This window comes from Chryseobacterium amylolyticum, from assembly GCF_051011775.1.
GTDB lineage: Bacteria > Bacteroidota > Bacteroidia > Flavobacteriales > Weeksellaceae > Chryseobacterium.
In genome coordinates this window covers 651,564-675,026 of sequence record NZ_JBPCHX010000003.1, presented here as the reverse complement: position 1 = coordinate 675,026, position 23,463 = coordinate 651,564, and the positions used below count along the sequence as shown (strand labels likewise).

Sequence of the window (23,463 nt, the reverse complement as noted above, 5' to 3'; positions counted from 1 at the left end):
CCTTTTATTTTTACATGATTAGAAATCTCTCTTTACATGTCCTGTTGCAGTGAAAGTGTGATTTCCTGAACTATCGGTGTACGTTCCATTAACTGTAAAATCAATATAATCTCCTACAGCTCCAAAAGAGGTTATGTTTACAGTCATATTTCCATTATTTGTTGTGATATAACCTCCTGAAAATTCAAACCCATACCCTGTGTTAAAACTTGCAGCAACTCCCAGCACATTGATTTGTTTCATATAGAAAAAAGGCCCCGCAGAATTCGTTGAGCTTATTATCATTTGCTTGGCCGATACAACAGGCGACGTCGTCGTCAGCCCTCCCCACTTTACATCAAACAATCCCACTATATTAACGGTTGGCTGATTATCAATTTTATAACTGATCAATTCGTTCAAAGAATTACAAACCATGATATTCCCCAAATTGACTGTGGCAGACGGAGCCGTGAAAGTCACTTCATGAGTGCTTTGTAAATTAGCGGCATCAAACCCTTCGTAGATAAACTGTGGATTTGCAGTACATGCATATGTGTTGAATGTAAAGCCTCCGGTACTGTTTACTGGTACTGACATATATTGGAAATAGTACATACCCGCCACTGGTTTAAGTAGTACATAGCCATCGGTAACATTAGTATTTGTACATGTTTTAAGACTTCCCTGAATAGTATAATTGACAGACGTAGACGGGTTTATGGTAATTTCAGGAATTGTTGTTATGATTCCAACCGGGAGAGGACCTACATTAGAGGTATATAATACGTTATTACAAACATCATAAACTTTTAAAACGAGGACCTCACCTGCCGGAACAATTCCGGAGACCATTCCTGTATTATCTGTCATTCCGTAAGTTTCATATGCTTGAGAAGTTCTCTTTAAAGCGACTCTAATATTAGGTAAAACCTGTCCTGCCGCGTTTTTTACTGTTACTTTCAAGGTTGCCTGTGCAAACTGCGCATCATAATTCCACCAGGAAAAATGGCTTACTGTTCCTACATAGGTATTTCCAATCTTTGTTGCAGCACCTTCTTCCTTCCACATTCCGGTCTCTTCGTTATAAGACCATAATGGTATTGTAGCTGGTGAGCTGGAAGTTTGCGCTGCATCCACCGGAACTGTAATTTCTGCAGTATGACCGTTTGCAATCTGAAGATTTTGCCCGGAACTTCCCGTTAATTGTACATGGAGCATTCCAAAAGTTTCCATTATTCTGGCATTCCCTCCTGAATTGTCTGCCAAAAAGGATCCCGGCATTAATTCATTGAGATACTGGTTGGACGGAGCCAGGTGAAAAACCCCGACACTTACACTTCCAGCGTATACATTTCCGTTGGCATCTTTGAAGCTTCCATCAAATTTTACTTTGGTTCCGTTGGGTAGTGAAACTGTAGATGCAGAGCCCGCCGTAATTGTAGAGGTAACTGTTGCAGGAATCATCATGATGTTCACTCTGTTTATTCCATTGGTAGGAACCAAAACCCTGGATGCATTTATATAACCGGTCTTTGTCACTTTTACATGGGCAAAATTTTCTTTTACCGAAGCATTTTTAAATGTGAAGAAACCTTTAAGATCGGTTGTAACGGTACTTGTTCCGATGGTAACTGTTGCTCCGGAAACCGGATTTCCACTTGTATCAAGAATTATTCCCTGGAAATTTCGCTGTGCAGTATTTCCGAAATTATAATTAGATGGAGAATTTATTGTTTCATCTCCTGTTTCTAATAAAGATTCATTTTTACATGAAAATAATAATGAAAGTAATAAAAATAATAGGTAAAATTTTCTCATATGGTATTAGTTTTTAATTTTCACTAAATTAATAATAAAAGACAACTGCAAACATATTTTATTTTATTTCTTCATTTTAAAAAAAAAAATTATTCATTATTTTTTTTATTTGATGTAACATTTAACATCTTTCATTTGTCTTATTATTCAGAAAGGTCAAACAATCAATATTTTAAATAAAATTTTTATTAACTGATAATCAAACGATTACAATAATTTAAAAATATTTTTAAGTACTTTGTATTGCATAATACTAAATTTATTATATATCTTTGCAATGTTAAATAACAAACCATACAAGCTATTAATTAAAAAATAATATCATGAAAACTCAGATTCTTATTGCAGCTCTATTTTTCGGCGGACTTATAACTGCCCAGCAGAAAAAAGACAGTTTGAAAGTAAATGCCATTGATGCAGTGACTCTCAAGAAGCAGGTTTTCAAAAAGCAAGGTGACCGTTTGGTATATGATGTAGCTTCTTCATCTATCGCTAAAGGAACCAACACTTTTAATCTTTTGAAACAAACTCCGATGATTTCCAGCATTGACGGAAAAACCCTGAAGATTCTGGGAAAAAATGATGCAGTAATTTATATCAACAATAAAAAAACCAATATGGACGCTGAGGCATTGATTGAAATGCTGAAGTCTACTCCATCTGAAGATATCCAGAAAATTGAAGTGATTACGGTTCCCGGAAGCGAATTCCAGGTCGAATCTAAAGAAGGAGTCATCAATATTGTGATGAAAAAAAGCAAAAACAACGGCTATAACGGAACGCTGAAAATGCAGAACGAGCAGGCTTATTACAACAATCCCAATGCAGGAGCTTCTTTTAACTTCAGACAAGGCAAATGGTCGGGGAACTCCAATTTCAGAACAGGAAGCTGGACAGACAGACAAAGATATACGCTGTCCAACGGAGATTCTACTTTCAAAAATGAATCATTTGGATTTAATGATGATCCGAACAAAAATTTTGGAGGAGGTTTCAATATCGATTACGAGATTAATAAAAAACACAGCCTTGGATTCTCCTACAACATGAGATACAATAAAAGCTTCAATTCTGTACTGGATATTACCAACTTGCAAAACGGAGTATTAAATAACAGAACAGTGAATAACGAGGACGCCCAGACCAGAAACCACTCTTTCAATCTGAATTATGAGATGAAAACAGATTCCTTGGGGAGTAAACTTACCTCAAACGTTTCTTACCTATGGTTCAACAGGGATAAAGTAAGCTTCAACGAGAGTTTTCCGTTAACGAATGATACAATTAACAAATACTCGGCATTGCATCAGGCGGTACCACAGATCATCAACAACTATGCAGCCAATATCGATTATCTGAAAAAGACAGCTAAAGGAGCTACATGGTTAATGGGAATCAGTTACAATCACACCAATACAGATAACGATACCAGACAGGATAAGCTGAAAAACGGAGAGTTTGTAATAGATCCGAATCAGACCAACCACTTTATTTATAAGGAAAATATACTTGGAATTTATCTGAACTATGAAAGAAAACTGACTGAAAAAATATCCGGAAAGATTGGTGCCCGCTACGAAATGACCAGAAGCACCGGAGACATTGTTGATAAAACAGGCTTTGAAAGAAATTACAATAACCTCCTGCCTTATCTGAATTTAAATTACGCTATCAATCCTGATCATAATCTAAGCTATACTTTTTCCAGCAGAATCAGAAGACCGAGATTCTGGGAGCTGAATCCTTCGAGAACCTACTTTACTCCAACCAATTATACACAGAACAATCCATTTATACTGGCATCAAAGTATTATAATCAAGAGTTAAATTATATGTACAAAAATGCATTCTATGCCAACCTTAGTTTCAATATGGTGGAAGATGCAGCAGCTTCAGACCTGATTCCATTGCAGGGAACTGTAACGGCTCCTCAAAAAGATGCCCAAGGGAAAATCATAAAGGACAGCGAAGGTAATCCAATTATGGAAACCACCAGATTCTTAAGGTATATCAGAACCAATTATGGTAAAAACAGGGAAATTGCTCTCACTCTTGGAATGAACAAATCCTGGTTCAAAGACATATGGACAACCAATTATTCTGTCAATTTAGGATATATTACCTACAAAGGCGGAGTATTTGAAGATCCTACTGCCATGCCTGCCCCGGGAGAAACTGAAGTGATAGATCCTTATATCATTGATGTTAAAAACTATAATATGTCTGTAACCATCAATAATGTTATAAGACTCTCTTCTAAAAAAGACTGGTTCCTGGGAGTGAATTACTTCTTTGCCAGCCAGACCGCTATGGAAGCCGGGATGATAGGTGCAAGACAGAGCTTTGACTTCAGCCTGAAAAAAATTGCAGGGGACTGGACTATCGTAGCAGAAGTGAGTGACTTATTTAACCAAAGCTTCTACAGAGTTAAAGGAGTACAGCCCAACGGAAAATTTAACAATATCACCAACTTCAATTATCCAAGGTTGATGAGCATCGGGGTTACTTACAATTTCGGAAATCAGAAACTGAAAAAAGCAAGGGAAATGAAATCAGCTAATGATGCTGTAAAATCAAGAACCTAAACTATACAACTTATTTCACTAAATCCACTCTTAAATAAAACAAACATGAAACGTATAATTTTGTCAATGGCTATTGTATTCGGTACCTGTGCATTTGCTCAGGAGAAGAAATCTGATACGGCAAAAACAAAAAATATAGAAGGTGTAACCATCACAAAACAGGTTTTTAAAAAGCAAAGCGACCGTTTTGTATACGATGTGGCAGCATCCCCTGCTGCCAAAGGAAATACCACTTTTGACCTTCTGAAGCAGACGCCTTTATTATCTTCTACGGATGATAAAACATTGAAAATCGCAGGGAAAAATAATGCGCTGATCTATATCAACGGAAGAAAAAGCAATATGGATTCTGAATCTCTGGCTCAGTTCCTGAAAAATACTCCGGCTGAAAATATCCAGAAAATTGAAGTGATCACTGTTCCCGGAAGTGAATATCAGGTTGAATCTTCAGATGGAATCATCAATATCGTTTTAAAGAAAAAAATGAGCGACGGTCTCAACGGAAATATGAGAATGTCTAATACAACCAATAAGTATAACGGAAGCCAGGCGAGTTTCTCGGCCAACTACAGAAAGGACAAGCTGGGAGTAAGCGCCAGTCTTAGTGGCGGTGAAAATATTGAAGCACAAACGTATACCCTCAGAAACGGTACAGCCAAAACATCCAATGAATCTACAGGTGATATTGATGATCCGAACAAAAATATCGGAGGGTATCTCAATATTGATTATCAGCTTAATGATAAAAGCAACCTTGCACTATCATGGAATACCTGGGCCAATAAAAGCTATAACTCAACGGTAGACTTATTTAATACCATTAAAAAAACAGATACGGAATATACATGGTCCAAAAACAGAGAAGATGCAAGGTCCTACAATAATTCTGTGAATTTAAATTATGAACTGAAAACAGATTCATTAGGCAGTAAACTGAATGTAAATGCAGCTTACCTCAACTATAGAAGATTCCAGTTTACAGATAATCAAACCTTTGCTTCAGACATCAACAGAAATGTGGGAGCAAGAACAACACAGGTGCTTCAGGATCTTCCGCAGATCATTAATAATTTCTCCGGAATGGTAGATTACAATCAGAAATTTAAAAATGATCTTACCGTTTCAGTTGGAGGAAATTATAATAAAACCAAAACAGACAACGATTCTAAAAACATTACTTATTCTTTTGATCCCCTGGCATCCCCGGATTCAAGACCCAACCATTTTATTTATGATGAAAACATCTACGGAATGTATCTTACCGTTGAAAAAAAGATTTCTGACAAACTTTCGGGAAAAATAGGAGCCCGATACGAGATCACAAACAGTTTGGGAACTTCTGACAATGCCCCTACAGAAGCGCTTAAAAGGATTGAAAGAAACTACAATAACTTACTTCCTTATCTGAGCCTGAATTATGCGATTAATGATAAAAATAATATTTCATACTCTTTTTCAAGCAGAATGAGAAGACCGAGCTTCTGGGAACTTAATCCTGTAAGAAATATCCTGACAGAAGATAATTACACTCAGAATGACCCGTTTGTAAAAGCTTCCTCCACCTACAATCAGGAACTTACATACATGTACAGAAATTCATATTTCCTGATTTTAAACCATTCTTATATTCAGGACGTTATTACACAGGTTCCACTTCAGGGATATCCGGTATCACCGGATGGTAAGATCGGAGATAATCCGGCATTGAGATATATCAGAACCAATTTTGGGAACAAGCAGGAAATGTCTGCCATGGTAGGTATTCAGAAGTCGTTTTTCAAACAATACTGGACGACCAACTTTAATATCGGGGTGCAGCATAACATCAACAATGGAAGTCTTGATACCGATCCTACTACCGGAGACCGGTTTAAGAATGATAAAGGACCTAACGGAAATTTTATTACCTACACCAATAAAACGAATTCTACCAGCCTTCTGATTCAGACCAACAACACCATTCGTCTTGATAAAAAGAAAACATGGTTCTTCGGAGTTAATTATTTCTTTGTAGACAAGCAGCAGATTGAGCTTGGTTCACTGAAAAACTTAATGAGCTTAGACCTCAGCCTTAAGAAAATGTGGAACGACTGGACTTTTGCAGTGAATGTAAACGATGTCCTGAATACCAACATCGTGAAAATTGAAGATTTTCAGGAAAACGGAAATTACAATTATATCCACCAAAACCGTTACAACAGAAGTTTAATTGTAAGCCTTACCTACAATTTCGGAAACCAGAAAGTGAAAAAGGTAAGAGACATCGAAGGGGCCTCAGATGCCATCAAAAGCAGAACAAGATAAAGATTATCTTTCTTCATATTTAATTATTCTTACGGTATCCGCTGATTCTTTTCAGCGGATTTTTTATATTTAATCATTATGAAAAAAGATATAAAAATTATTTTGATATCCCTCAGTCTCCTTTTTCTATGGACAGGTTGCAAAGAAAAAAAGATAAAGCTCAGAGATGATATCAATTTTGATAAAGAAGAAAATATTCATTATGGGAATAATGCTGACCAGGTTATGGATCTCTATATTCCATCTACACGAACAAATAAAGAAAAGGATGTTTTTATTATAATTCATGGCGGAGGCTGGAGAGCTGGGAATAAATCGCAATTAACCTTTTTCACGCTCTCTGTGATGCAGAAATTTCCCGATCATATTTTTGTTAATATGAACTACAGACTGGCTTCATCTACTGACTTTGGGCTTCCAAATCAAACTGATGACATTAAAAAAGTAACTGAATTATTAAAAAATAAACTGGGCTACAATCCCGGTGTGATTTTATTAGGTAACAGCGCCGGAGGTCATTTATCTATGCTTTATGCTTATAAATTTGACGCTGATAAAAGAGTTAAAGCTGTGATTAATATTGTGGGCCCGGCAGATCTGTCTGATCCAGGTTTCAAAAATTATCAGGAATATTCTTTTGTGGAAAGCAGACTTGTGGATCCTGAAACAATTGAAACCGGAATATCAAAGATAGGTTTTGCCAGCCCTGTGAAATGGATAAAAAGTGATTCCCCTCCTACTTTATCTTATTACGGAAGTTTGGACCGTGTCATTCCGTCTACACAGGAAAAAAGACTGGATTCAGCTTTGACAGCCAACCATGTTATCCATGAGTCTTATCAATTCAATGGAGGACATCTGGATTGGGACAAACAGCCACATGATGTATTTCTTATTGATAAAATTGAAACCTTCATTAAAAAAATTGACAAAAAATAACACGCTCTGATTCTTCAAAACGTGTTATTTTCTATTTTAAAATTGAATTTTATTCAGATTTTGCAACGGCTGTCCTTTCTGAGATCCCATTGGCATTGAAAGCTTCAATCTGAAAATAATAGGCATCCGTTCTGTCTGCTCCTGTAAAGAAATATTCATTCTTTCCGTATACCATAATGCTTCCGTACAATTTATCCGGAGACTTTCCAAAATAGATTACATAGCCGTCTGCTTCAGGATTCTGCTGCCATTTCATCCAGATACTTCTTCTTTCCCCATATTTTTTAGGGTCAGCTCTTAATGGCACAAAACCTTCCACTTTAGCAGGCTGTTTTCCTGCTCCTTTTCCAAATACCCTGAAACCGCTCAATGCAAATTTTCCGGTAGGCATTTTCAGGTTTTCCATTTTAAGGAAACGGGCTTTCGCTGGTTTTTCCATCTCAATATAGTCATGAGGAACATCCTTTGTATTTTTACTTTTATCCACAATCACATTCCATTTCTTGCCATCATTAGAGCCATAGATTTTATACTGATGCATTTTCCCCAGTGTTTTCCCCATAAATTCTGCATCCTGATCCGCATAATTGATCTGAATGGCATTGATGGTAGAAACTTCCCCAAGATCCGTCTGGAACCATTCCCCGGAATTTCCGGTCTTAGCACTCCAATACGTTTTGATATCCTCATCTACCGCATAGTTAGGCTGATATCCACCTAAAGTAGATGAAACCTGAACCGGTTTATTATAATTCAACAGCATCCATCCGGCAAAAAGACCTTTCGTAAAATCTTTGCCCTGTGCATATTGCGGAAGGTAAGTAGGATAATCGCCATATGCCGTATTACAGTACATCACATCATCTTTATCAAAGCCTGCCGGCCATATTCCCAGCCTTCTTTCAAAATTATTTTTAGTAGAAATAAAAATTGTGGAAACGTGCCACCAGTTCTTGTAATTGTCTTCAAACGTTGCCCCGTGGCCTGCGCCTCTGGCAAAACCGCCCGGTTTATAAGAAAAAGGATTATGCTGCTGATATTCGAAGCCTTCCAAAGGATTTTTACTCACATATACTCCATCGGAATACCCACTGAATTCTGTTGCCGGAGCACCATACTGCATATAATATTTACCGTTATGCTTTGTCATCCACGCTCCTTCTACAAAAGGCTGAAGAAAGACATTGTCATTGTATTCCCCGAAACGTTCCCATCCGTGATCTTCAGGTTTTAACTTAATAATAGGTTTTACGAAACCCTCGGACTGAAGGTTTTTCACTTTTACTTCGGTCCCCAGCAACGGCCATTCGTTACTTGAGCCCCAGTACAGATACAGTTTATTCTTGTCTTCATCATAATGGAATGCTGGATCCCACGCTCCTACTTTTAAAGTATCCACAGCAATTTTCCAGTCATCTTTGGTAGGGTTGGTACTTTTCCAGATCGGAAAATCCTGTTCCCAGGTAGAGCCATACACGTATAAAGTATCTTTCATGGCCCAAACTGCCGGAGCATTAAGATCGTGGATATATTTGTTATCTCTTAGAAATTTCCTTTTTACAAACTTCCAGTCCAGCATATCGTCACTGTACCAGTACCCTTCCTGGTTGGTGGAAAAAAGGAAGAGTTTATTTTTAAAGTTAACAATCACCGGATCTGCTGTAGCACGGTGCTTTCCCTGTTTGGAAAAAGCTTCGAAGGGAGTATAGCCATAATCAATATTAATAGGATTACAGAATGTTTTCTGCTGGGCCCCCGCAATCATTCCAAGAAAGATTGCTAATGACAGAAAATATTGTCTCATTTTCAGATTTTAAACGTTCCGGACAAAGTTAATTAACTTTTTTCGGTTTTCTCCAAATAAAACCGTCCAGAAGATAATGAGTAAGCTGCGGAACAACCAATAAGGGAACCAGGAATTGAAACAGATTTTCTGAGAGCATTACATTCAGGGAAAAGTGCTCATTCCAAACCAAAGTTTCCCATAAAAATTCTTCCAGAAAAGCGAACAATAAAATAACGCCGATAAATAGAAATATTCCGGAAAAAGATTTAAAAATCTGCAACCGGTTCAGCTGGTGATTTTCTTTTTGCTGTATTTCCCGGATATAAATCAATGCGATATAGGGAACCCCATGAGAAACCACGTTCAGAAAAGTAAATAAAAGATCATTATTGAAATAAACAATCCCGAAATACCAGGAAAGAAAAGTTCCGGTGATCAGTGCTGTTTTGGGAATGTTAATGTTTTTTGTTTTAAAAGTTCCGACAATAGTTTTAATAAACCAGATGATCAGAATTGTAAAATAGAATACGGTAAGTAAAGGAACGTAATCCGGGAGATTCTGAAGCCAGTCAAACTCATTGTTTACAAACCATGTAAAAGCCCGGGGAGTTTTAAACCAATACAGCATCGGATAAATAGTTGCGGAGTAAACAGCAATCTCATCTATTTTTTTACTCCAGTTGTCCGGTTCAAAACGGGCATAGATTCTCATAAAGCCGTACTGCTGTCTTATAAAATGAAAAACGGCAATCAATGCCAGTACTGACCAGAAGGTCAGACTTCCAAACTGGAACAGGATCATTCCCAATATCCAGCTCAGAACAGGAATTCCCAGATAAAGCAGCTTATTTTTCTGTACTTCTCCTTTTACAAAATAGGTTTTAAACAGTGTGGAATAAACATGGGCAACATCCACAAAAACAATCAGGAAAAGCCATGTGTAAAAGGAATAATGATTTTCCAGTGCCTGAATCTGCTTCTGAAAAAGAAAGATAATCAGCAGCACCAAAAAAGGCGGAGATAAAATAAACCACCAGTCTGTTTTTGCATTATGTATCCACGGCTGTTTCATAATATTATTTTACATCATTTGTTCTGCAGTCCGGAGTCCCTGATAAAAGGCCTCTTCAAAAATAGATATTCCTGAAAGATCGGAATGGGCAAAGAAAATTTTACCTCCTATCGGTTCTTTTGCTTTTCCGGTTTCTTCTCCAAAAATCTGGTTGGGAACCGGAGCGATCATCGCATGCCCTATTTTATGAAACTGCATTTCCAGAATGAAATCTTCTATTAACGGATGTGCTTTCTTCAGATCATCTAAAACTAAATCTTTCAGTTCAGCCTCTTTCATGGCGTAAAGCTTTTTCCTTGCTTTTCTACAGTCTGAAGTTGAAAAGCTCTTATAGTGAGTAATCACCTTTTCACCAATAATCTGGTTGAGATTCTGATGTTGGTCAAAAATATAACCCAATCCCGAAGAACCATAGATCACATTATCCCAGGCCGGCGCTTCATCTCCCCCGAATTCATTTTTCAGCGTAATGGTGGTTAAAAGCCAGGGCACGTAATGAAAGGAAGATGCTTTTTTATGATTAAAAATTCTTTCATTCACAAATTGAGGTGTTGCAAATAACACTTTATCTGCAATAACCTTTTTGGTTTTCTTTTGAATATTGTCAAAACTTAATACCTCAACTTTATCATTGATTTTTATATCAAAAACCAGATTTCCCGGCATATGTTTTCCCTCCGTGTATTTTGAAAGATGTTTTGCCAGTCTTGCATTTCCTTCCGGCCATGTGAATACCTGATCTTTATATATTGTACTCCAGTTATTCTTTCTTCCGGCAAAATAATGAATTCCTGCCCATGCAGAAACATAATCTATTCCTAATCCGAAATCGTCCCTGCAGGAATAATCCAAAAGCCAGAGAAGTTCTTCCGAGTGGTAATTATTTTCTTTCAACCAGTCTTTAAAAATGATTTTTTCAAGCTTTACTACCTCTTCTTCTCTGCTGGAATCATGTAACGGAATGGCAAACCAGTATTTTCCCCCCGCATCTTTCTTTACACGGAACTCATCCATCAGTTTAAAAAAGCGGGTAAGCTCTTGCTGAGTTTGTGCTGAAATTCCTCTTTGCGGAACAATATCATTCTGCCAGGAATTTTTATAAAATAATCTTTCCTGCTGAGGAAATGTCATTTGGTATTCATCAAGGATGGGTTCTCCGTTTTCTTCTGTTCCAAGGCAGATTTTACATTCTTTCAGGAATTCGATGATTTCTGTATTCTCTTTGTTCGGTAACGGTAAATAATGAGCTCCTAAAGGAAATTTTGAAAAAGGGGTCTCTCCGTTGGAAGAATTGCCACCAAGATGGTTTTCCATTTCCAGAAGAAGATAATCATTTTCATGATGCTGACTGAAGGACCTACAAGCCGACAGTCCGGAAATTCCACCCCCGACAATAAGATACTTAGTGTGGATAACTTCTGAAAACTGTGGAAAATCTTTTGCCCACAGCTTATGACCGAGAATGTGATCGGTACCTGTAATTTTCAGCAGCAATGATTTTACTTTCTTTCCGCAATACTGCAAAAAGGGAAGCATAAGACTACCTAAAAATATAGTTGTAAGAAAATCTTTTCTACTGTACTTTCCCCCACTCTTCATCAAAATAACGGACTAATATCTGGTTATCCAGACGGTTAACTTCTACGTCTTTCACCTTCATATCTTTATTGAAATAAGACATCTGTGAAAAATTGTAATCATAATATTTTAATCCAGGCAGCTTTCTGTAGATCCTGTTGTTGATGGGTTCAAATGAAGCCATAGAAAATCCCCATTCCCCAAAAGACGGAACATAGGTGTGATATGCTGCTGTGAAAGGAAAAATCTGATGGATTGTTTTTTCAATACACCAGAAAGATTTCGGAGCAAAATACGGAGAGGTAGTCTGAACTACAATCTTTGTATCAAGAGTTGTTAACCTTTCCAGTTCTTTATAAAACTGTAAAGAATAGAGTTTCCCCAGGCTGTAATTGGACGGATCCGGAAAGTCTATGATAATGACATCAAACTTCTTTTTGTTCTCTTTTACCCAAATGTAAGCATCTTTATTGATCACTTCCACTTTAGGATTGGAAAAAGAACTTTGATTAAGTCTGCGCATGGTTTCATTGGTTTTAAAAAAACGGGTCATCTCGCCGTCAAGATCCACAAGCGTTATTTTTTTAACGTCTTTATATTTTAATACTTCCCTTGCTGCAAAACCATCACCGCCTCCAAGAATCAGGACATTATCTATATTTTTTGCCATAGACATCGCAGGGTGCACCAAAGCCTCATGATAACGGTATTCGTCTGTGGATGAAAACTGTAAGTTATTGTTTAAATATAAACGGAATTCGTGCGTATTTCTCGTTAACACAATTCTTTGGTACGGTGAGCTTTTGGTATACACTACATTTTCACCATATAATTTTTCTTCTGAATAGGATAAAATAGTATCTGAGAAAATGAAAAGCCCTAAAAGAAATGCAAATGCTGCAAGAGATTTTACTTTGAGCGATAGGGGTTTTGATAATTCCTTTGTAAGATAATAGCACAGGAATATCGCAATGGAGATATTAATCAATCCGAAAAACAAAGGGGTTTTGACAATTCCTAATTTTGGAATCAAAACCAACGGGAAAAGAATCGACGCCAGCAAAGCCCCGATATAGTCGAATGCAAAAACGTTTGAAACTAAATCTTTAAACTGTACCCTGTCTTTTAAAATATTCATCAGAAGCGGGATTTCCACTCCTACAAGACATCCGGTGAAGAAGACAAAGAGATAGAGAACACTTTCAAAATGGGCGAGTGTATTAAACAGAATAAAAAGCACAACAGAGCTGATTCCGCCTACGATTCCCACAAGGATTTCGATCTCAATGAACTTATCAATAAGATTTCCTTTGATGAATTTTGCAAGGTAGGAACCCACTCCCATTGAAAAGAGATACACTCCGATAATGAAAGAAAACTGCTTTACAGAGTCTCCTAAAAGATAGCTTGCCAGTGCTCCGGCCACCAGCTCATAAATCAGTCCACATGTAGCAATGACGAATACTGAAAACAATAAAAGCAGCTCAAGAGGAATCCTCTTCTTATCCATGAATTGCCGCGCTTATAATCATTGAAATTCCGATGATAAATGCCCCGAAGACAATAGCAATTGCTATATTTTTATTCTGGGCGATCTCATGCCATGTTTTTTCAGGAGTCAGTTTTTCAATAATGAAATAACATGCAAGCAAAATGGCGATTCCTAAAAATGAATAAAGAACCGAGTTTAATATGGGTAAGAAATTGATGTTGTCCATAGTTTTATATTTTTATTTGTGATAGTATCTGTAGAATCCTACTCTGGAATGGCTTCTTGTGGTTCCGTCGCGGTATGTTTCCGTCTTGGCACAGTCGCATACCTGATTTCCCTGGTACGTAAGGTATACAAACCAGGTCAGGCAGAATCCTCCGATCAGGCAGAGTATCCAGTTTTTTCTTATGTAATTGGTTATATTAGTTATCATCATTTGCAGGATAAGGTGAGTTTGAACTATTCTTCCATTTATTTACATTAAAGTAATGTTTTCCTATCCACATTGCCACAAACACAGCAATCATTATGAATAAAATAATCCCAAAGTTCCAGAATGAAACGGGAAGCCAGGTTGCTTTGAGCTGTACATAGGTATTGCTTGAAATGGGATCTGTAGTAAGCCTAAGTGCTTCAGTATTAATCAGAGAGTCCAGTTTTTGAGTTCCGAACGATGCTTTGGCAAGTCTGGTTACTTCCGATGTATCTTTTTCCAGCGCCTGTCCGTCTGTAAAAGTTTTGGTCTGCACCTTGAATATATCAGTAACCTCAATTGTTCCTGATTTATCCCGTGATACCATGACCTTTGAATCAGGCGATGTAAGGCCTGAAAATGACGGCAAGCCTCCTTCTTTTTCAGCTGAAATAATGAAATGATATTTTCCGGAGCCTACTCCACACAGGTTAAAATCTTCAGACTGACTTCCTTCTGTCCAGCTTTCCCCTCCTTCGTAACCATGATACTGCTCGATATCTTTGGAAGTGTAGATAATTTCATTGGTATTCTCATTCACAAGGCTTAGCTGAACATTAGCCCAGGAATTATCAACACCTGAAAATGCACTCACTTTTAATGGGGCCGAACCTCCGGAAAGGGTAAAGCTTTTGCTGACCAATTCCTTATCTTTTACATCTGCAAAATTGATGGTTTCTGCAAAAACGGTTTCGTTGGTTCTTGAAGTGTAGACATACATCTGAAGCAGGCAAATCATTAATGCCGCCACACAAAAGATGTTCACAGCCTGTCTGATATCGAAATAATAAGGCTGAACGATCCCTATTCCTGTATAATACGGCAGATTAGCTATTTTAAAAGCTTTCTTTACTTCATATTTTGAAATGTGGACTCCATAGAAATACTGGCTTTTCCTGCTGGTCTTCTCCTGAGAGATCATACGGGTTCCGTTGACATATTCTTTGTAAGTAGCAATACTGAAATCCAGATGCTCATCAAAAAAACCGGCTGCGGCTTCAATACTGCACTGAGAGTTTTCGTACCATCGATAGGTGCGCCCGAGATAGGTTGGGAATGCTGAATCTTTACTTTTAAAATCATCAGGATGTATAGGAATCAGGAAAACCCAATGCCCGTCACTTTCACTCAGGAAAGCATCATTTCCTTTACTGTCTTTTAAATAATATTCGCGCCAGAAAATACTGGAACCATATTTCCTGACGATAATGGCAGCAACAGTATATTCTACCTCTCCGATTTTTCCTTTTTGTCCGACATCTAAAACAACATTTTCCGTAGGGACTTTCAGATGTTTAATTTTTTTGTTTCCGGCAACATCAATGAGATAAGAGCAGGTACTGCAAACATATTCTTCAACAGGAAAGGTGAGATCTAATGTATTTTCTGATTCGCATGCTGGGCAGACATAGTGCATTTTTATCTGTAAATTTTGTGTTTCTGAATGGTATTAGCTTTAAAATACTGAACCACCTCATCTGCTATCTGCTCTACTTTCTCGGTATTGTCCTGAGTATAATTACAAAGGAATACATCGAAGGTAAGCTGTTTAAATTCCGGCCACGTGTGGATACAAAGGTGAGATTCTTTAAGGATCACTGCGGAAGTAAAGCTGTCATTTTCAAAAATATGATTGGTTACTCCTACAATTTCCACCTCTCTGGTTTTCAGAATTTCTTCTGTAAACATCAGAAACCCTTTGCTGTCTAATAACAAATCTTCTGACTCTGTTTGCAAAGTCAGAAGAATATGTAAACCTTTACTTGATAATGGGTTCAATTAATTTTTTTGGTAAATATATTATTTTTTTGGAAGAAAAACCTCAGCAAGCATACATCTTGCACTTCCTCCACCATTTACTTCAATGGTATTCAGGTCTGAATAGATAATTTCGCAGTATTTTTCAATAGCTGCCACCTGTTCTGGAGTGAGAGACTGATAAGCGGTCTGGCTCATCACCAAAAATTTCTCACCCTCTTTATTCTGAACCTGAAGCATGTTTCCCGCAAACTGCTGCATCTGTTCTTCTGAGATTTCGATGATTTCTTTTCCTGAGCCTTTAATGGTTTCCATTACTTTTTCCCTTTCCAGCTCGTCGTCAATACAATCAAGGCAGATTACGACAAATTTATCCGCCACACACATCATTACGTTGGTGTGATAGATCGGAAGCCTTTCTGTTCCTACGGTCTGGAATGAATGGAATACAACGGGAGTGAATCCATATTTTGTGCAGAATTCTCTGAACAGTTTTTCATCCAGCCTCAAAGAAACAGAACCATACGCAATTTTATGATCATGATCAAAAATCATACTTCCTGTTCCTTCCAGGAAATGTCCCTGGGTTTCAGGAAAAGACCAGTCATCAATTTCAGTAACTTCAAATCCCTGATCTTTGATACTTTCAATAATATCTTCCCTTCTTTCCACTCTTCTGTTGGAAGCGAACATCGGGTACAAAACCACTTTTCCGTCTTTATGGAAACTTACCCAGTTATTGGGGAAAATAGAATCCGGAGTATGCGGATCCGGAGTATCTTTTATGGTAATTACATTGATTCCTTTTCCTCTCAGCTTTCCTACAAAGGTATTGAACTCTGCCAAAGCTTTTGACTGGATGTCAGATCCCGTCTGTTCTACCTGAAAATAATTGTTTTTAGCTGTCTCTGCGTTGTAACCGAATGCAATCGGCTCTATCATTAATACTGTATCTGTTGTTTGCATTTTTTTTAAGTTTGAGGGTGTTAGTGTATGAGAGTTTGAGTGTCTGAACAGCGTTTTACAAATTATTATCTTCTTTATTCACCGAAGAAAATGAACACCACTTTTCTGACTGGCTCATCATGTTAACTAACATCCCTATTATTTGGTTATACTTGTTGTGCAAATTATTATATTGCTCGTCATTCATATAATGGCAGGCAAAAGCAAACTAGAGCCATGTTTGGGTTTCTCTTGCTTCACCCTCTGAGTCTGTAAGCTTAGCAATGAAGGATTTTTCATATTTTCTTTTGCCCCAAGCCTCACTAATATTTGCCGTTACAGATCTTGATGATCTTCTTATCTGATCTGTAAGTGAGTAAAGTTCTTCTTTTGGAAAGGATTTTGAGAGTTCATAAATCAGCTGTGCTGTTTCAAATGATTGTTGATAAACTTTTAAGTCCTGATGAAATTTAATTGTCGACATACCCAAATATTTTTTTAAAATTAAAAAAATATTCAAACCCACCAACACTCTAACGCTCAGACTCTAAAACTCCTCCGCTCCCAAACACTAAAACTCTCCCACTCAATTATTCTCTCACAAGCGGCATTGTAGAGCATCTCAATAAACCACCCATTTTGGAGATTTCTCTGTAAGGGATTTCTTCTACTGTCATTCCCCACTCGTTTCTAAGGTGGTTATTCATTCTTGTGAATGCTTTGTCTGAAACCACTACATCAGGAGAAATGGAGAAAATATTCGGGAACATTTCAAACATCTCTTCATCATTGATATGGAAACAGTTTTCTTCTCCGAAAATATCAATGATTAATCGGTAATCGCTTTCATCTACAAATCCGTTTTTATAAATGATACATTTGTCTGCTCCTACCGGATTAAATGTACAATCCAGATGCAGAATGCCTTCAAAAGGAACTTTATCATTTTTCTTCAGTTCCAGATCGATGATTCTTTTCTTCGGAAAATATTCTTTTAAGATTTCAATGGCATATTCATTGGTTCTTGCCGTCTTATAGTTTCGGTAATCTTCGCTGAAGCAGGTTCCAATGAAAAGGAAATCATTCCATACGATCACATCTCCTCCTTCAATATGTGCAGTTTCGGGAAGGTTGATGATCTTTCTCCATGCTACTTTTTCAAAAACACTTTTGTATGCCTCCTGTTCATCTGCCCTGTCAGCAATCACATTGGAAATGATCATCTTGTCATCAATTACAAAAGCTACATCTCTGGAAAAAACCTGGTTGTAGTCTTTGATGATGCTTGGGCGCAGTACTTCAACATCATACTTTTTTAAAACCGCTTCAAAAGCGTTCATTTCTTTAATAATATCCTCTTCTTTAGGATAAATGTTGTGTTCGATTGAGTAATATGACTTTGCGTCATAACTTTCCTCTAGTGTGGGAACCGGCCCCAATGAATTAGGCTGGCCTAGAACTACTGACTTCAGCCTACCCGTTTCGTTTTTAATGTTTAGTCTCATAAAGATTTATGCAATACTACAAATATAAGTAAAGGTCTCTACCTGTAAAACTTTTGGATTATTTTATGCATTAAATTTGGTTCCCAAAACCAGCACGCTTCCACAAAATTTCCTTGCATTTTAGCCAACTGTAGTGAATAGTTCCAAAAACATCTACAACTTACTATTTTCCATCTGCATAAGAAAAGAAAAACAGATAATCATATTATTTAATTTCCTATATTAGTGATATAATTTTCGCGAAATTATAAACAATAAAAACTTAACTATTAACACCAAAAATCAAAGTCATGAACAAGAACAATCCGGTGCTGAAAAACGCACAAAAATTAGGAAGAGATCAACAAAAATCCGTAATGGGAGGCGCTCCCATCTCAACAGGCAGAAGATGCTGCGAATGGGATGATGCAGGAAATTGCTATATCTGGACATGTGACAGATGTGTATGTCCATAATAAAAAACGAAGACCTGCTTTTCAAGCAGGTCTTCTTATCTTGTTCTGTTTTCTTCTTCCGTCTTCTGGGTTTCTCTCACCTGATATTTTGAACTTCCTAGGGTATAACTGAGCGAAAATACAAGCCTGCTGCTGTCCCACCAATGTGTAAAACGGTTATCCATAATCTGTTTATGCCGGAATTCCAGTCGCTGATCATAAGAATCAAACAGATTATTAACCCCGATTTTTGTGTTCAGTTTATTATCAAACCATGCCTTTTGCAATGATACATCTACAGTGTATCGTGGTTTAATAGTATAGAGGCTGTTTCCTGTTTTGGATTCATAAGCACCAAATACATTTACAGTAAATCCTTTCGGAAGCGAAAATACCTGATTGATCCTCACTTCGTAATTATAAATGCTCAATGCAAAAACCTCATCCAGATAAGGTCTGAATTCATAATTATAATATCCGGCAATCTGAGTGGTGATATTCCACCATTTTGTAATTCGTACCGGAAAGCTTGTTTCCAGCATAGCAAAGTTCCGGTAGGGAAGATTCGTTCCTAAATATTCCAATACATTTGTTTCCGGATTGTAAAGGGGATACCGTGTCATCACATCTTTTTCTTTTCCGGCGGTAAAGCTTGTGACCCAGTTTTTATACCGATACATTGCTTTAATCTGGCTGGTAAAGGAAGGTAAGAGGTATGGATTCCCTATCCAGTAATTTAACGGACTGAAATAAAATCTGAACGGATTAAGCTGCGAAAATGCCGGCCTCGTTATTTTTCTGCTATAGGAAAGAGAAAATTCACTGGATTTATTAAAAGTATAGCTTACACTTAAAGACGGCAGCCATTTCAGATAGTTTCTAGAAACCAAGGAGTCCACAGTAATGGCGTTGGAAATACTGTTAGTGTTCTCGAATCTTAATCCTGCATTGATCTGAAAGTCCCCTATCTTTTGCCTGTATACAAGATAACCTGCCCAGATCTTTTCTTTGTATGAAAATATATTGCTTCTCGAAGGATCAAAAACGAATTGATTGCCAACAGATAATGTATCATACCTGATATTGTTATTCGTATCTGAATGGCTGTATTTAAGCCCTGCTTCAATATCGGTCTCTTTTATTTCCTGAGATGCATCTATCTGTGCCGTATAAATGCCGATTTTGTTCACCAGATCAGATTTCCAGTATGACAAAACCTCAGCATTTGTCTGGTCTCTATTGATAAAATCATCATTCTGTTTATTTTTGACTGAAAGATAATTCCCTAAAAAAGCAAGCTTAAACCCCTTATTCTGAAAAGAATAATCGGCTGTCACCCCATAGTTACCCTGAGAATAATCTGTGGGATTTTCACTGGATGTATTGAATACCACCTGGGCTTCGCTTTTATCAGTTGTATAAAGAGATCCGCTGCGTATACGGTCATTATTCCGGAAATTACTTCTCAGATTAATACCAAGCCGGTTTTTATCATTCAGCTTAAAATCTGCACCCGCCTGAAAATTGTAAACTTTTCCAGCATCTTCCTGATAGGTTTGGGTACGCATGATATTGGTATTGCCCAATCGCTGCAGGGCGTGATAACGATAGGTTGAAATTCCTTCATTATAACCCGTCTGCAGATTGTATGTCACGCTCCCTGTATGATAAGATATATTGAATGCATTTTCCCGATAGCTGAATTTATTAACATAAATATTACCATTATAGCTTGCTTTCAAGCCAAGGCTGACATTCTTTTTTAGTTTGATATCAATAATTCCTTTAAATTCTGCATCATATTTAGAAGATGGATTGGTATTCACTTCTACCGATTCTACCATTTCGGGAGATAAAGACCGCAAATAGGCCTGCAGCTCCTGATTGCTCATAACAACGGGTTTCCCATCAATAAAAACAGCGGGAGTGATTCTGCCTCCAATAAAAATTCCATCTTCCTGATCTACTGTAACCCCGGGTGTTTTTCTTAAAACATCAAGGAGATGCGTGGAAGTTTTAAAGTCTTTATTTCCGGCAACAGACAGTACAAGATTACCATCATTCAGTTTCATTTTTCGTGGCGCTGACTGAATAATAACTTCTGAAATATTCGTTGTTGAAGTTTTTGCCTCAGCCAGAGAATCCGTGGTTTTTCCTTTGACAGCTTCCTGAGCTTTTCCAAAAATTGACAGGAACAGCAGAAGCAGCAAGAGCCATAATTTGAAGATCATAGATTTTAAATTTTATGACATCAAAAGTATTGGCCTGGGGCAGAAAAGCGGTTTTGAAATTAAAATTCCGCAGTACTGAATTATAAATTTGAACTCTGAAACCTTGATTCAGTAAGGGTTTGAGACTGCTTATACAAAAGAGGTGTTGTATTTTTAATTTTCTTGAACGTAGAAAAGAAAGTTGATTTGGAATTAAAACCTACTTCATATCCTATCTCTTCAATTTTTAAATAGGAGCCATTTTCTATCTTTTCACAGGCTTCATTAATACGATATTCATTGATATAGGTAGAAAAGCTTTTACCAAGATTATCATTGAGCAACTGGGAAAGCTGATGGGCAGAAATATTCATTCTGAATGCCACATCACTTAATTTAAGATTGGGATTTTTATAAAGCTCTTCAGTATTCATAAGGCGCTCCAATCTGGACGAAAAGCTGTCTGCCTGTTTTTCAGAAATCTTTTTATTGGAATATCTTTCCGTTTCCTTTACCGGAAGCTGCTGATATTTTGTATTGAATAAAATCAAAAAATTGGCATACAGCACAAATGAAAATACAAGACTCCCTCCCGCACAGTAGATCTGCACCCAACCTGTTGAGATCAGCTGATAGGTCAGAAAGATAATTATATTACTGATCAGAACCGGAAGAACAAATTGGTTTGGACTTTTAAGGTTCTGCCTGGAAAAGTTGTAGTACTGATACACCGCAAGGAATACAAATGCAGACCAGACCGTATAAATAAAGGTTCCGAAATAATGTTCCCAGGTAACAGGGAAAAGCAGATACAATAAACCGACAGCCCCTAAAATTAATGTTAATATTCCGAACCATTTCCGGCAGTTCTTCCAATCAAACTGCTCCTGTTGAAAGGAAGATTTCACGTAATAATAAAGTGCCGGACCTGTAAAAAATAAAGCAGAGAGTCCTAAATGCGGAATAATTCTCGGCAGATCCGGGTAAAAGTAAATGCATACAGCAATGCCCACTCTGGTGCTCAGCATCAGCAAGAGAAGTCCGAGAAAAAAATCCGGGAGGTATTTCAGTTTCTTAACAAACAGCAGATAAATACCCAGCAGAAGTCCGTTGAATGCTCCTACTGCGCTGAAGAAAAATAACATCTGTTGTCCGAAAGTCATAATAATTTATTTATTGTTTTATAACGATCCACCATTCGGCTTTGATTATATCAATAATTTCCTAAAAGTAAAATTAATAAATTATTGAATTCAATTTCAGCAACATATACATTTTTTCTAAGAAATATTGCAGATCATGATCTCTTTGCCATCCGCATATTCTTTGCCCCATTCACATAAGTTTTTCAGAATCGGAATAAGGTCCTGCCCTTTGTTAGTCAGTATATATTCTATCCCCACAGGAATGGTATCAGGAATTTCTTTTTTAATGATAAGTTTGTGAGTTTCCAGTTCTTTAAGTTGCCTTCCCAAAACCTGTTCGGAAATATTAGGCAGTTCTTTCTTCAAAAGATGAAACCGGTTATTTCCCTCCGAAATTGAATAAATAATCTGTGATTTCCAGCGCCCGCTGATGATACTTACTGCCGAATTCAGTTCACAGATACCGAACAGAAACTGTTCGTTTGCCGCATTGGTTGAAGTTTCTTTTCTCATAATAATCACTCACAATTTTGTTCGTTATTGTAATTCACAGACAGCTTGCAGAAATTTACATTAAAATTACAAAATTATGTACACAAAAAACATTCTGTCGATTATTGGTCTTGTAATAAGCCTGCAGCTGTTCCAGGCACAGGAAAGATGGATTTTAAAATCCGGGTTTATGTCAAAACCGGATACGGTATTTATTTTTAAACCCCAAGCCTATAAGAAGACAGAGAAATATCCATTAGTCTATTTATTACACGGGTATAGTGAAAATTACGGTCAATGGTCCCGGACAACAGACCTTCAGAAGTTCTCTGATCAATATAAAATGATTATTGTATGCCCGGACGGATTTACAACATGGTATGTAAACAGTCCTTATGATAAAGGGGCAAGAGCTGAAAATTTCTTTTTTAAGGAGCTGGTTCCCAAGGTTCATAAAAATTTCAGTATTGACAAAAAGAATATTTTCATCAGCGGACTGAGCATGGGAGGATATGGTGCTATCCGATATTTTTTACTTCATCAGGATTATTTTAATACTGCGGGAAGTACAAGCGGCGCATTTTCCCTGGATCCTGATATTATGAGGAATGCGAGCTTGCAATTCTTTAATACAGAAAGGATTACTGATGACCTGAACAAAATACTCGGTTCACCGGACGAATGGAAGCAATATAATATTTCAACACTGTTAAAAACCTATAATAAAGGAAATCCTTTTTTAATAGACTGTGGTTCGGACGATATACTTTATCCTTCCACCATTGAAATCAGAGATATTGCCGATAGCCTGAAAATTCCCATTACCTTTATTTCCCAACCCGGAAATCATAATACAGAATACTGGAGAAATTCCATTGAACATCATTTTATTTTTTTCAGACAACATTTTAAATAAAAAAATCCCAAAGCACGCTTTGGGATTTTT

20 protein-coding genes are annotated in these 23,463 nt (G+C 37.2%); 5 read left to right on the top strand and 15 right to left on the bottom strand.

Going from position 1 to position 23,463, the window contains the following annotated elements; translation table 11 throughout:
• Positions 1 to 18 precede the first annotated feature (18 nt).
• Entirely contained in the window at positions 19 to 1,800 is a 1,782-nt protein-coding gene (locus tag ACR1PO_RS11800) for a carboxypeptidase-like regulatory domain-containing protein (RefSeq protein ID WP_433986877.1), read from the bottom strand.
• A 323-nt stretch (positions 1,801 to 2,123) separates the two neighbouring features.
• Here ACR1PO_RS11800 and ACR1PO_RS11795 point away from each other — a divergent pair, with 323 nt between their 5' ends.
• From ACR1PO_RS11795 to ACR1PO_RS11785, 3 genes are all read left to right on the top strand, one after another.
• Positions 2,124 to 4,385, top strand: a complete 2,262-nt coding sequence (locus ACR1PO_RS11795; protein ID WP_433986876.1) for a TonB-dependent receptor domain-containing protein — start codon at positions 2,124 to 2,126, stop codon at positions 4,383 to 4,385.
• Between the two features lie 45 nt (positions 4,386 to 4,430).
• Positions 4,431 to 6,689, top strand: coding sequence for a TonB-dependent receptor domain-containing protein (locus ACR1PO_RS11790; RefSeq protein ID WP_433986875.1), 2,259 nt, complete (start codon positions 4,431 to 4,433; stop codon positions 6,687 to 6,689).
• A gap of 78 nt (positions 6,690 to 6,767) precedes the next feature.
• Entirely contained in the window at positions 6,768 to 7,628 is an 861-nt protein-coding gene (locus ACR1PO_RS11785; protein ID WP_433986874.1) for an alpha/beta hydrolase fold domain-containing protein, read from the top strand.
• A gap of 49 nt (positions 7,629 to 7,677) precedes the next feature.
• Here the strand turns inward: ACR1PO_RS11785 and ACR1PO_RS11780 are convergent, their stop codons facing one another.
• The 11 genes from ACR1PO_RS11780 to ACR1PO_RS11730 form a co-directional block, all read right to left on the bottom strand.
• A complete protein-coding gene (locus tag ACR1PO_RS11780) occupies positions 7,678 to 9,432 on the bottom strand; it encodes a discoidin domain-containing protein (protein ID WP_433986873.1) in 1,755 nt (584 codons plus the stop codon).
• A 28-nt stretch (positions 9,433 to 9,460) separates the two neighbouring features.
• A complete protein-coding gene (locus ACR1PO_RS11775) occupies positions 9,461 to 10,486 on the bottom strand; it encodes a hypothetical protein (RefSeq protein WP_433986872.1) in 1,026 nt (341 codons plus the stop codon).
• Positions 10,487 to 10,495: 9 nt separating this feature from the next.
• Positions 10,496 to 12,022 carry an NAD(P)-binding protein gene (locus ACR1PO_RS11770; RefSeq protein ID WP_433986871.1) on the bottom strand — a complete coding sequence of 509 codons (1,527 nt, stop codon included), beginning with the start codon at positions 12,020 to 12,022 and terminating at the stop codon, positions 10,496 to 10,498.
• 37 nt (positions 12,023 to 12,059) lie between these two features.
• On the bottom strand, positions 12,060 to 13,574 hold the full coding sequence (locus ACR1PO_RS11765) for a polyamine aminopropyltransferase (RefSeq protein ID WP_433986870.1): 1,515 nt from the start codon (positions 13,572 to 13,574) through the stop codon (positions 12,060 to 12,062).
• Positions 13,567 to 13,782: a DUF350 domain-containing protein gene (locus ACR1PO_RS11760; protein WP_142725356.1), complete on the bottom strand. Its 216-nt coding sequence runs from the start codon at positions 13,780 to 13,782 to the stop codon at positions 13,567 to 13,569. Before ACR1PO_RS11760 ends, ACR1PO_RS11765 begins: the two co-directional genes overlap by 8 nt.
• Before the next feature lie 12 nt (positions 13,783 to 13,794).
• Positions 13,795 to 13,992, bottom strand: coding sequence for a hypothetical protein (locus ACR1PO_RS11755; RefSeq protein ID WP_332388281.1), 198 nt, complete (start codon positions 13,990 to 13,992; stop codon positions 13,795 to 13,797).
• The gene (locus ACR1PO_RS11750; RefSeq protein WP_433986869.1) at positions 13,979 to 15,445 is read right to left on the bottom strand and encodes a DUF4178 domain-containing protein; all 1,467 of its coding nucleotides are present in this window, start codon (positions 15,443 to 15,445) and stop codon (positions 13,979 to 13,981) included. Before ACR1PO_RS11750 ends, ACR1PO_RS11755 begins: the two co-directional genes overlap by 14 nt.
• A 2-nt stretch (positions 15,446 to 15,447) precedes the next feature.
• Positions 15,448 to 15,807, bottom strand: a complete 360-nt coding sequence (locus ACR1PO_RS11745) for an S-adenosylmethionine decarboxylase family protein (protein WP_332388284.1) — start codon at positions 15,805 to 15,807, stop codon at positions 15,448 to 15,450.
• 21 nt (positions 15,808 to 15,828) lie between these two features.
• The gene (gene ctlX / locus ACR1PO_RS11740) at positions 15,829 to 16,752 is read right to left on the bottom strand and encodes a citrulline utilization hydrolase CtlX (RefSeq protein ID WP_433986868.1); all 924 of its coding nucleotides are present in this window, start codon (positions 16,750 to 16,752) and stop codon (positions 15,829 to 15,831) included.
• A 208-nt stretch (positions 16,753 to 16,960) separates the two neighbouring features.
• The gene (locus ACR1PO_RS11735; RefSeq protein ID WP_332388286.1) at positions 16,961 to 17,215 is read right to left on the bottom strand and encodes a four helix bundle protein; all 255 of its coding nucleotides are present in this window, start codon (positions 17,213 to 17,215) and stop codon (positions 16,961 to 16,963) included.
• Between the two features lie 106 nt (positions 17,216 to 17,321).
• A complete protein-coding gene (locus ACR1PO_RS11730) occupies positions 17,322 to 18,236 on the bottom strand; it encodes a dimethylarginine dimethylaminohydrolase family protein (protein ID WP_433986867.1) in 915 nt (304 codons plus the stop codon).
• Positions 18,237 to 18,526: 290 nt separating this feature from the next.
• Here ACR1PO_RS11730 and ACR1PO_RS11725 point away from each other — a divergent pair, with 290 nt between their 5' ends.
• Positions 18,527 to 18,691, top strand: a complete 165-nt coding sequence (locus ACR1PO_RS11725) for a hypothetical protein (protein WP_162800874.1) — start codon at positions 18,527 to 18,529, stop codon at positions 18,689 to 18,691.
• A 35-nt stretch (positions 18,692 to 18,726) separates the two neighbouring features.
• On the opposite strand, the gene ACR1PO_RS11720 is transcribed toward ACR1PO_RS11725, so the two are convergent.
• The 3 genes from ACR1PO_RS11720 to ACR1PO_RS11710 form a co-directional block, all read right to left on the bottom strand.
• On the bottom strand, positions 18,727 to 20,901 hold the full coding sequence (locus ACR1PO_RS11720) for a TonB-dependent receptor domain-containing protein (RefSeq protein ID WP_433986866.1): 2,175 nt from the start codon (positions 20,899 to 20,901) through the stop codon (positions 18,727 to 18,729).
• A gap of 80 nt (positions 20,902 to 20,981) precedes the next feature.
• On the bottom strand, positions 20,982 to 22,043 hold the full coding sequence (locus tag ACR1PO_RS11715; RefSeq protein ID WP_433986865.1) for a helix-turn-helix domain-containing protein: 1,062 nt from the start codon (positions 22,041 to 22,043) through the stop codon (positions 20,982 to 20,984).
• Positions 22,044 to 22,160: 117 nt separating this feature from the next.
• On the bottom strand, positions 22,161 to 22,538 hold the full coding sequence (locus tag ACR1PO_RS11710; protein ID WP_433986864.1) for a winged helix-turn-helix transcriptional regulator: 378 nt from the start codon (positions 22,536 to 22,538) through the stop codon (positions 22,161 to 22,163).
• Between the two features lie 76 nt (positions 22,539 to 22,614).
• Between ACR1PO_RS11710 and ACR1PO_RS11705 the strand changes: the two genes are divergently transcribed.
• Complete coding sequence (locus ACR1PO_RS11705) at positions 22,615 to 23,433, top strand: alpha/beta hydrolase (RefSeq protein WP_433986863.1); 819 nt, start codon at positions 22,615 to 22,617, stop codon at positions 23,431 to 23,433.
• The last annotated feature ends 30 nt before the right edge of the window (positions 23,434 to 23,463 follow it).

Excerpts from the sequence above, each read along its gene's own strand:
- ACR1PO_RS11795 (WP_433986876.1), top strand. The coding sequence starts at position 2,124 with ATGAAAACTCAGATTCTTATTGCAGCTCTATTTTTCGGCGGACTTATA.
- ACR1PO_RS11765 (WP_433986870.1), bottom strand. The coding sequence starts at position 13,574 with ATGGATAAGAAGAGGATTCCTCTTGAGCTGCTTTTATTGTTTTCAGTA.
- ACR1PO_RS11715 (WP_433986865.1), bottom strand. The coding sequence starts at position 22,043 with ATGACTTTCGGACAACAGATGTTATTTTTCTTCAGCGCAGTAGGAGCA.
- ACR1PO_RS11780 (WP_433986873.1), bottom strand. The coding sequence starts at position 9,432 with ATGAGACAATATTTTCTGTCATTAGCAATCTTTCTTGGAATGATTGCG.
- ACR1PO_RS11790 (WP_433986875.1), top strand. The coding sequence starts at position 4,431 with ATGAAACGTATAATTTTGTCAATGGCTATTGTATTCGGTACCTGTGCA.
- ACR1PO_RS11775 (WP_433986872.1), bottom strand. The coding sequence starts at position 10,486 with ATGAAACAGCCGTGGATACATAATGCAAAAACAGACTGGTGGTTTATT.
- ACR1PO_RS11720 (WP_433986866.1), bottom strand. The coding sequence starts at position 20,901 with ATGATCTTCAAATTATGGCTCTTGCTGCTTCTGCTGTTCCTGTCAATT.
- ACR1PO_RS11770 (WP_433986871.1), bottom strand. The coding sequence starts at position 12,022 with ATGCTTCCCTTTTTGCAGTATTGCGGAAAGAAAGTAAAATCATTGCTG.
- ACR1PO_RS11705 (WP_433986863.1), top strand. The coding sequence starts at position 22,615 with ATGTACACAAAAAACATTCTGTCGATTATTGGTCTTGTAATAAGCCTG.
- ACR1PO_RS11755 (WP_332388281.1), bottom strand. The coding sequence starts at position 13,992 with ATGATGATAACTAATATAACCAATTACATAAGAAAAAACTGGATACTC.
- ACR1PO_RS11725 (WP_162800874.1), top strand. The coding sequence starts at position 18,527 with ATGAACAAGAACAATCCGGTGCTGAAAAACGCACAAAAATTAGGAAGA.
- ACR1PO_RS11750 (WP_433986869.1), bottom strand. The coding sequence starts at position 15,445 with ATGCACTATGTCTGCCCAGCATGCGAATCAGAAAATACATTAGATCTC.
- ctlX (WP_433986868.1), bottom strand. The coding sequence starts at position 16,752 with ATGCAAACAACAGATACAGTATTAATGATAGAGCCGATTGCATTCGGT.
- ACR1PO_RS11760 (WP_142725356.1), bottom strand. The coding sequence starts at position 13,782 with ATGGACAACATCAATTTCTTACCCATATTAAACTCGGTTCTTTATTCA.
- ACR1PO_RS11785 (WP_433986874.1), top strand. The coding sequence starts at position 6,768 with ATGAAAAAAGATATAAAAATTATTTTGATATCCCTCAGTCTCCTTTTT.
- ACR1PO_RS11800 (WP_433986877.1), bottom strand. The coding sequence starts at position 1,800 with ATGAGAAAATTTTACCTATTATTTTTATTACTTTCATTATTATTTTCA.
- ACR1PO_RS11730 (WP_433986867.1), bottom strand. The coding sequence starts at position 18,236 with ATGAGACTAAACATTAAAAACGAAACGGGTAGGCTGAAGTCAGTAGTT.
- ACR1PO_RS11735 (WP_332388286.1), bottom strand. The coding sequence starts at position 17,215 with ATGTCGACAATTAAATTTCATCAGGACTTAAAAGTTTATCAACAATCA.
- ACR1PO_RS11710 (WP_433986864.1), bottom strand. The coding sequence starts at position 22,538 with ATGAGAAAAGAAACTTCAACCAATGCGGCAAACGAACAGTTTCTGTTC.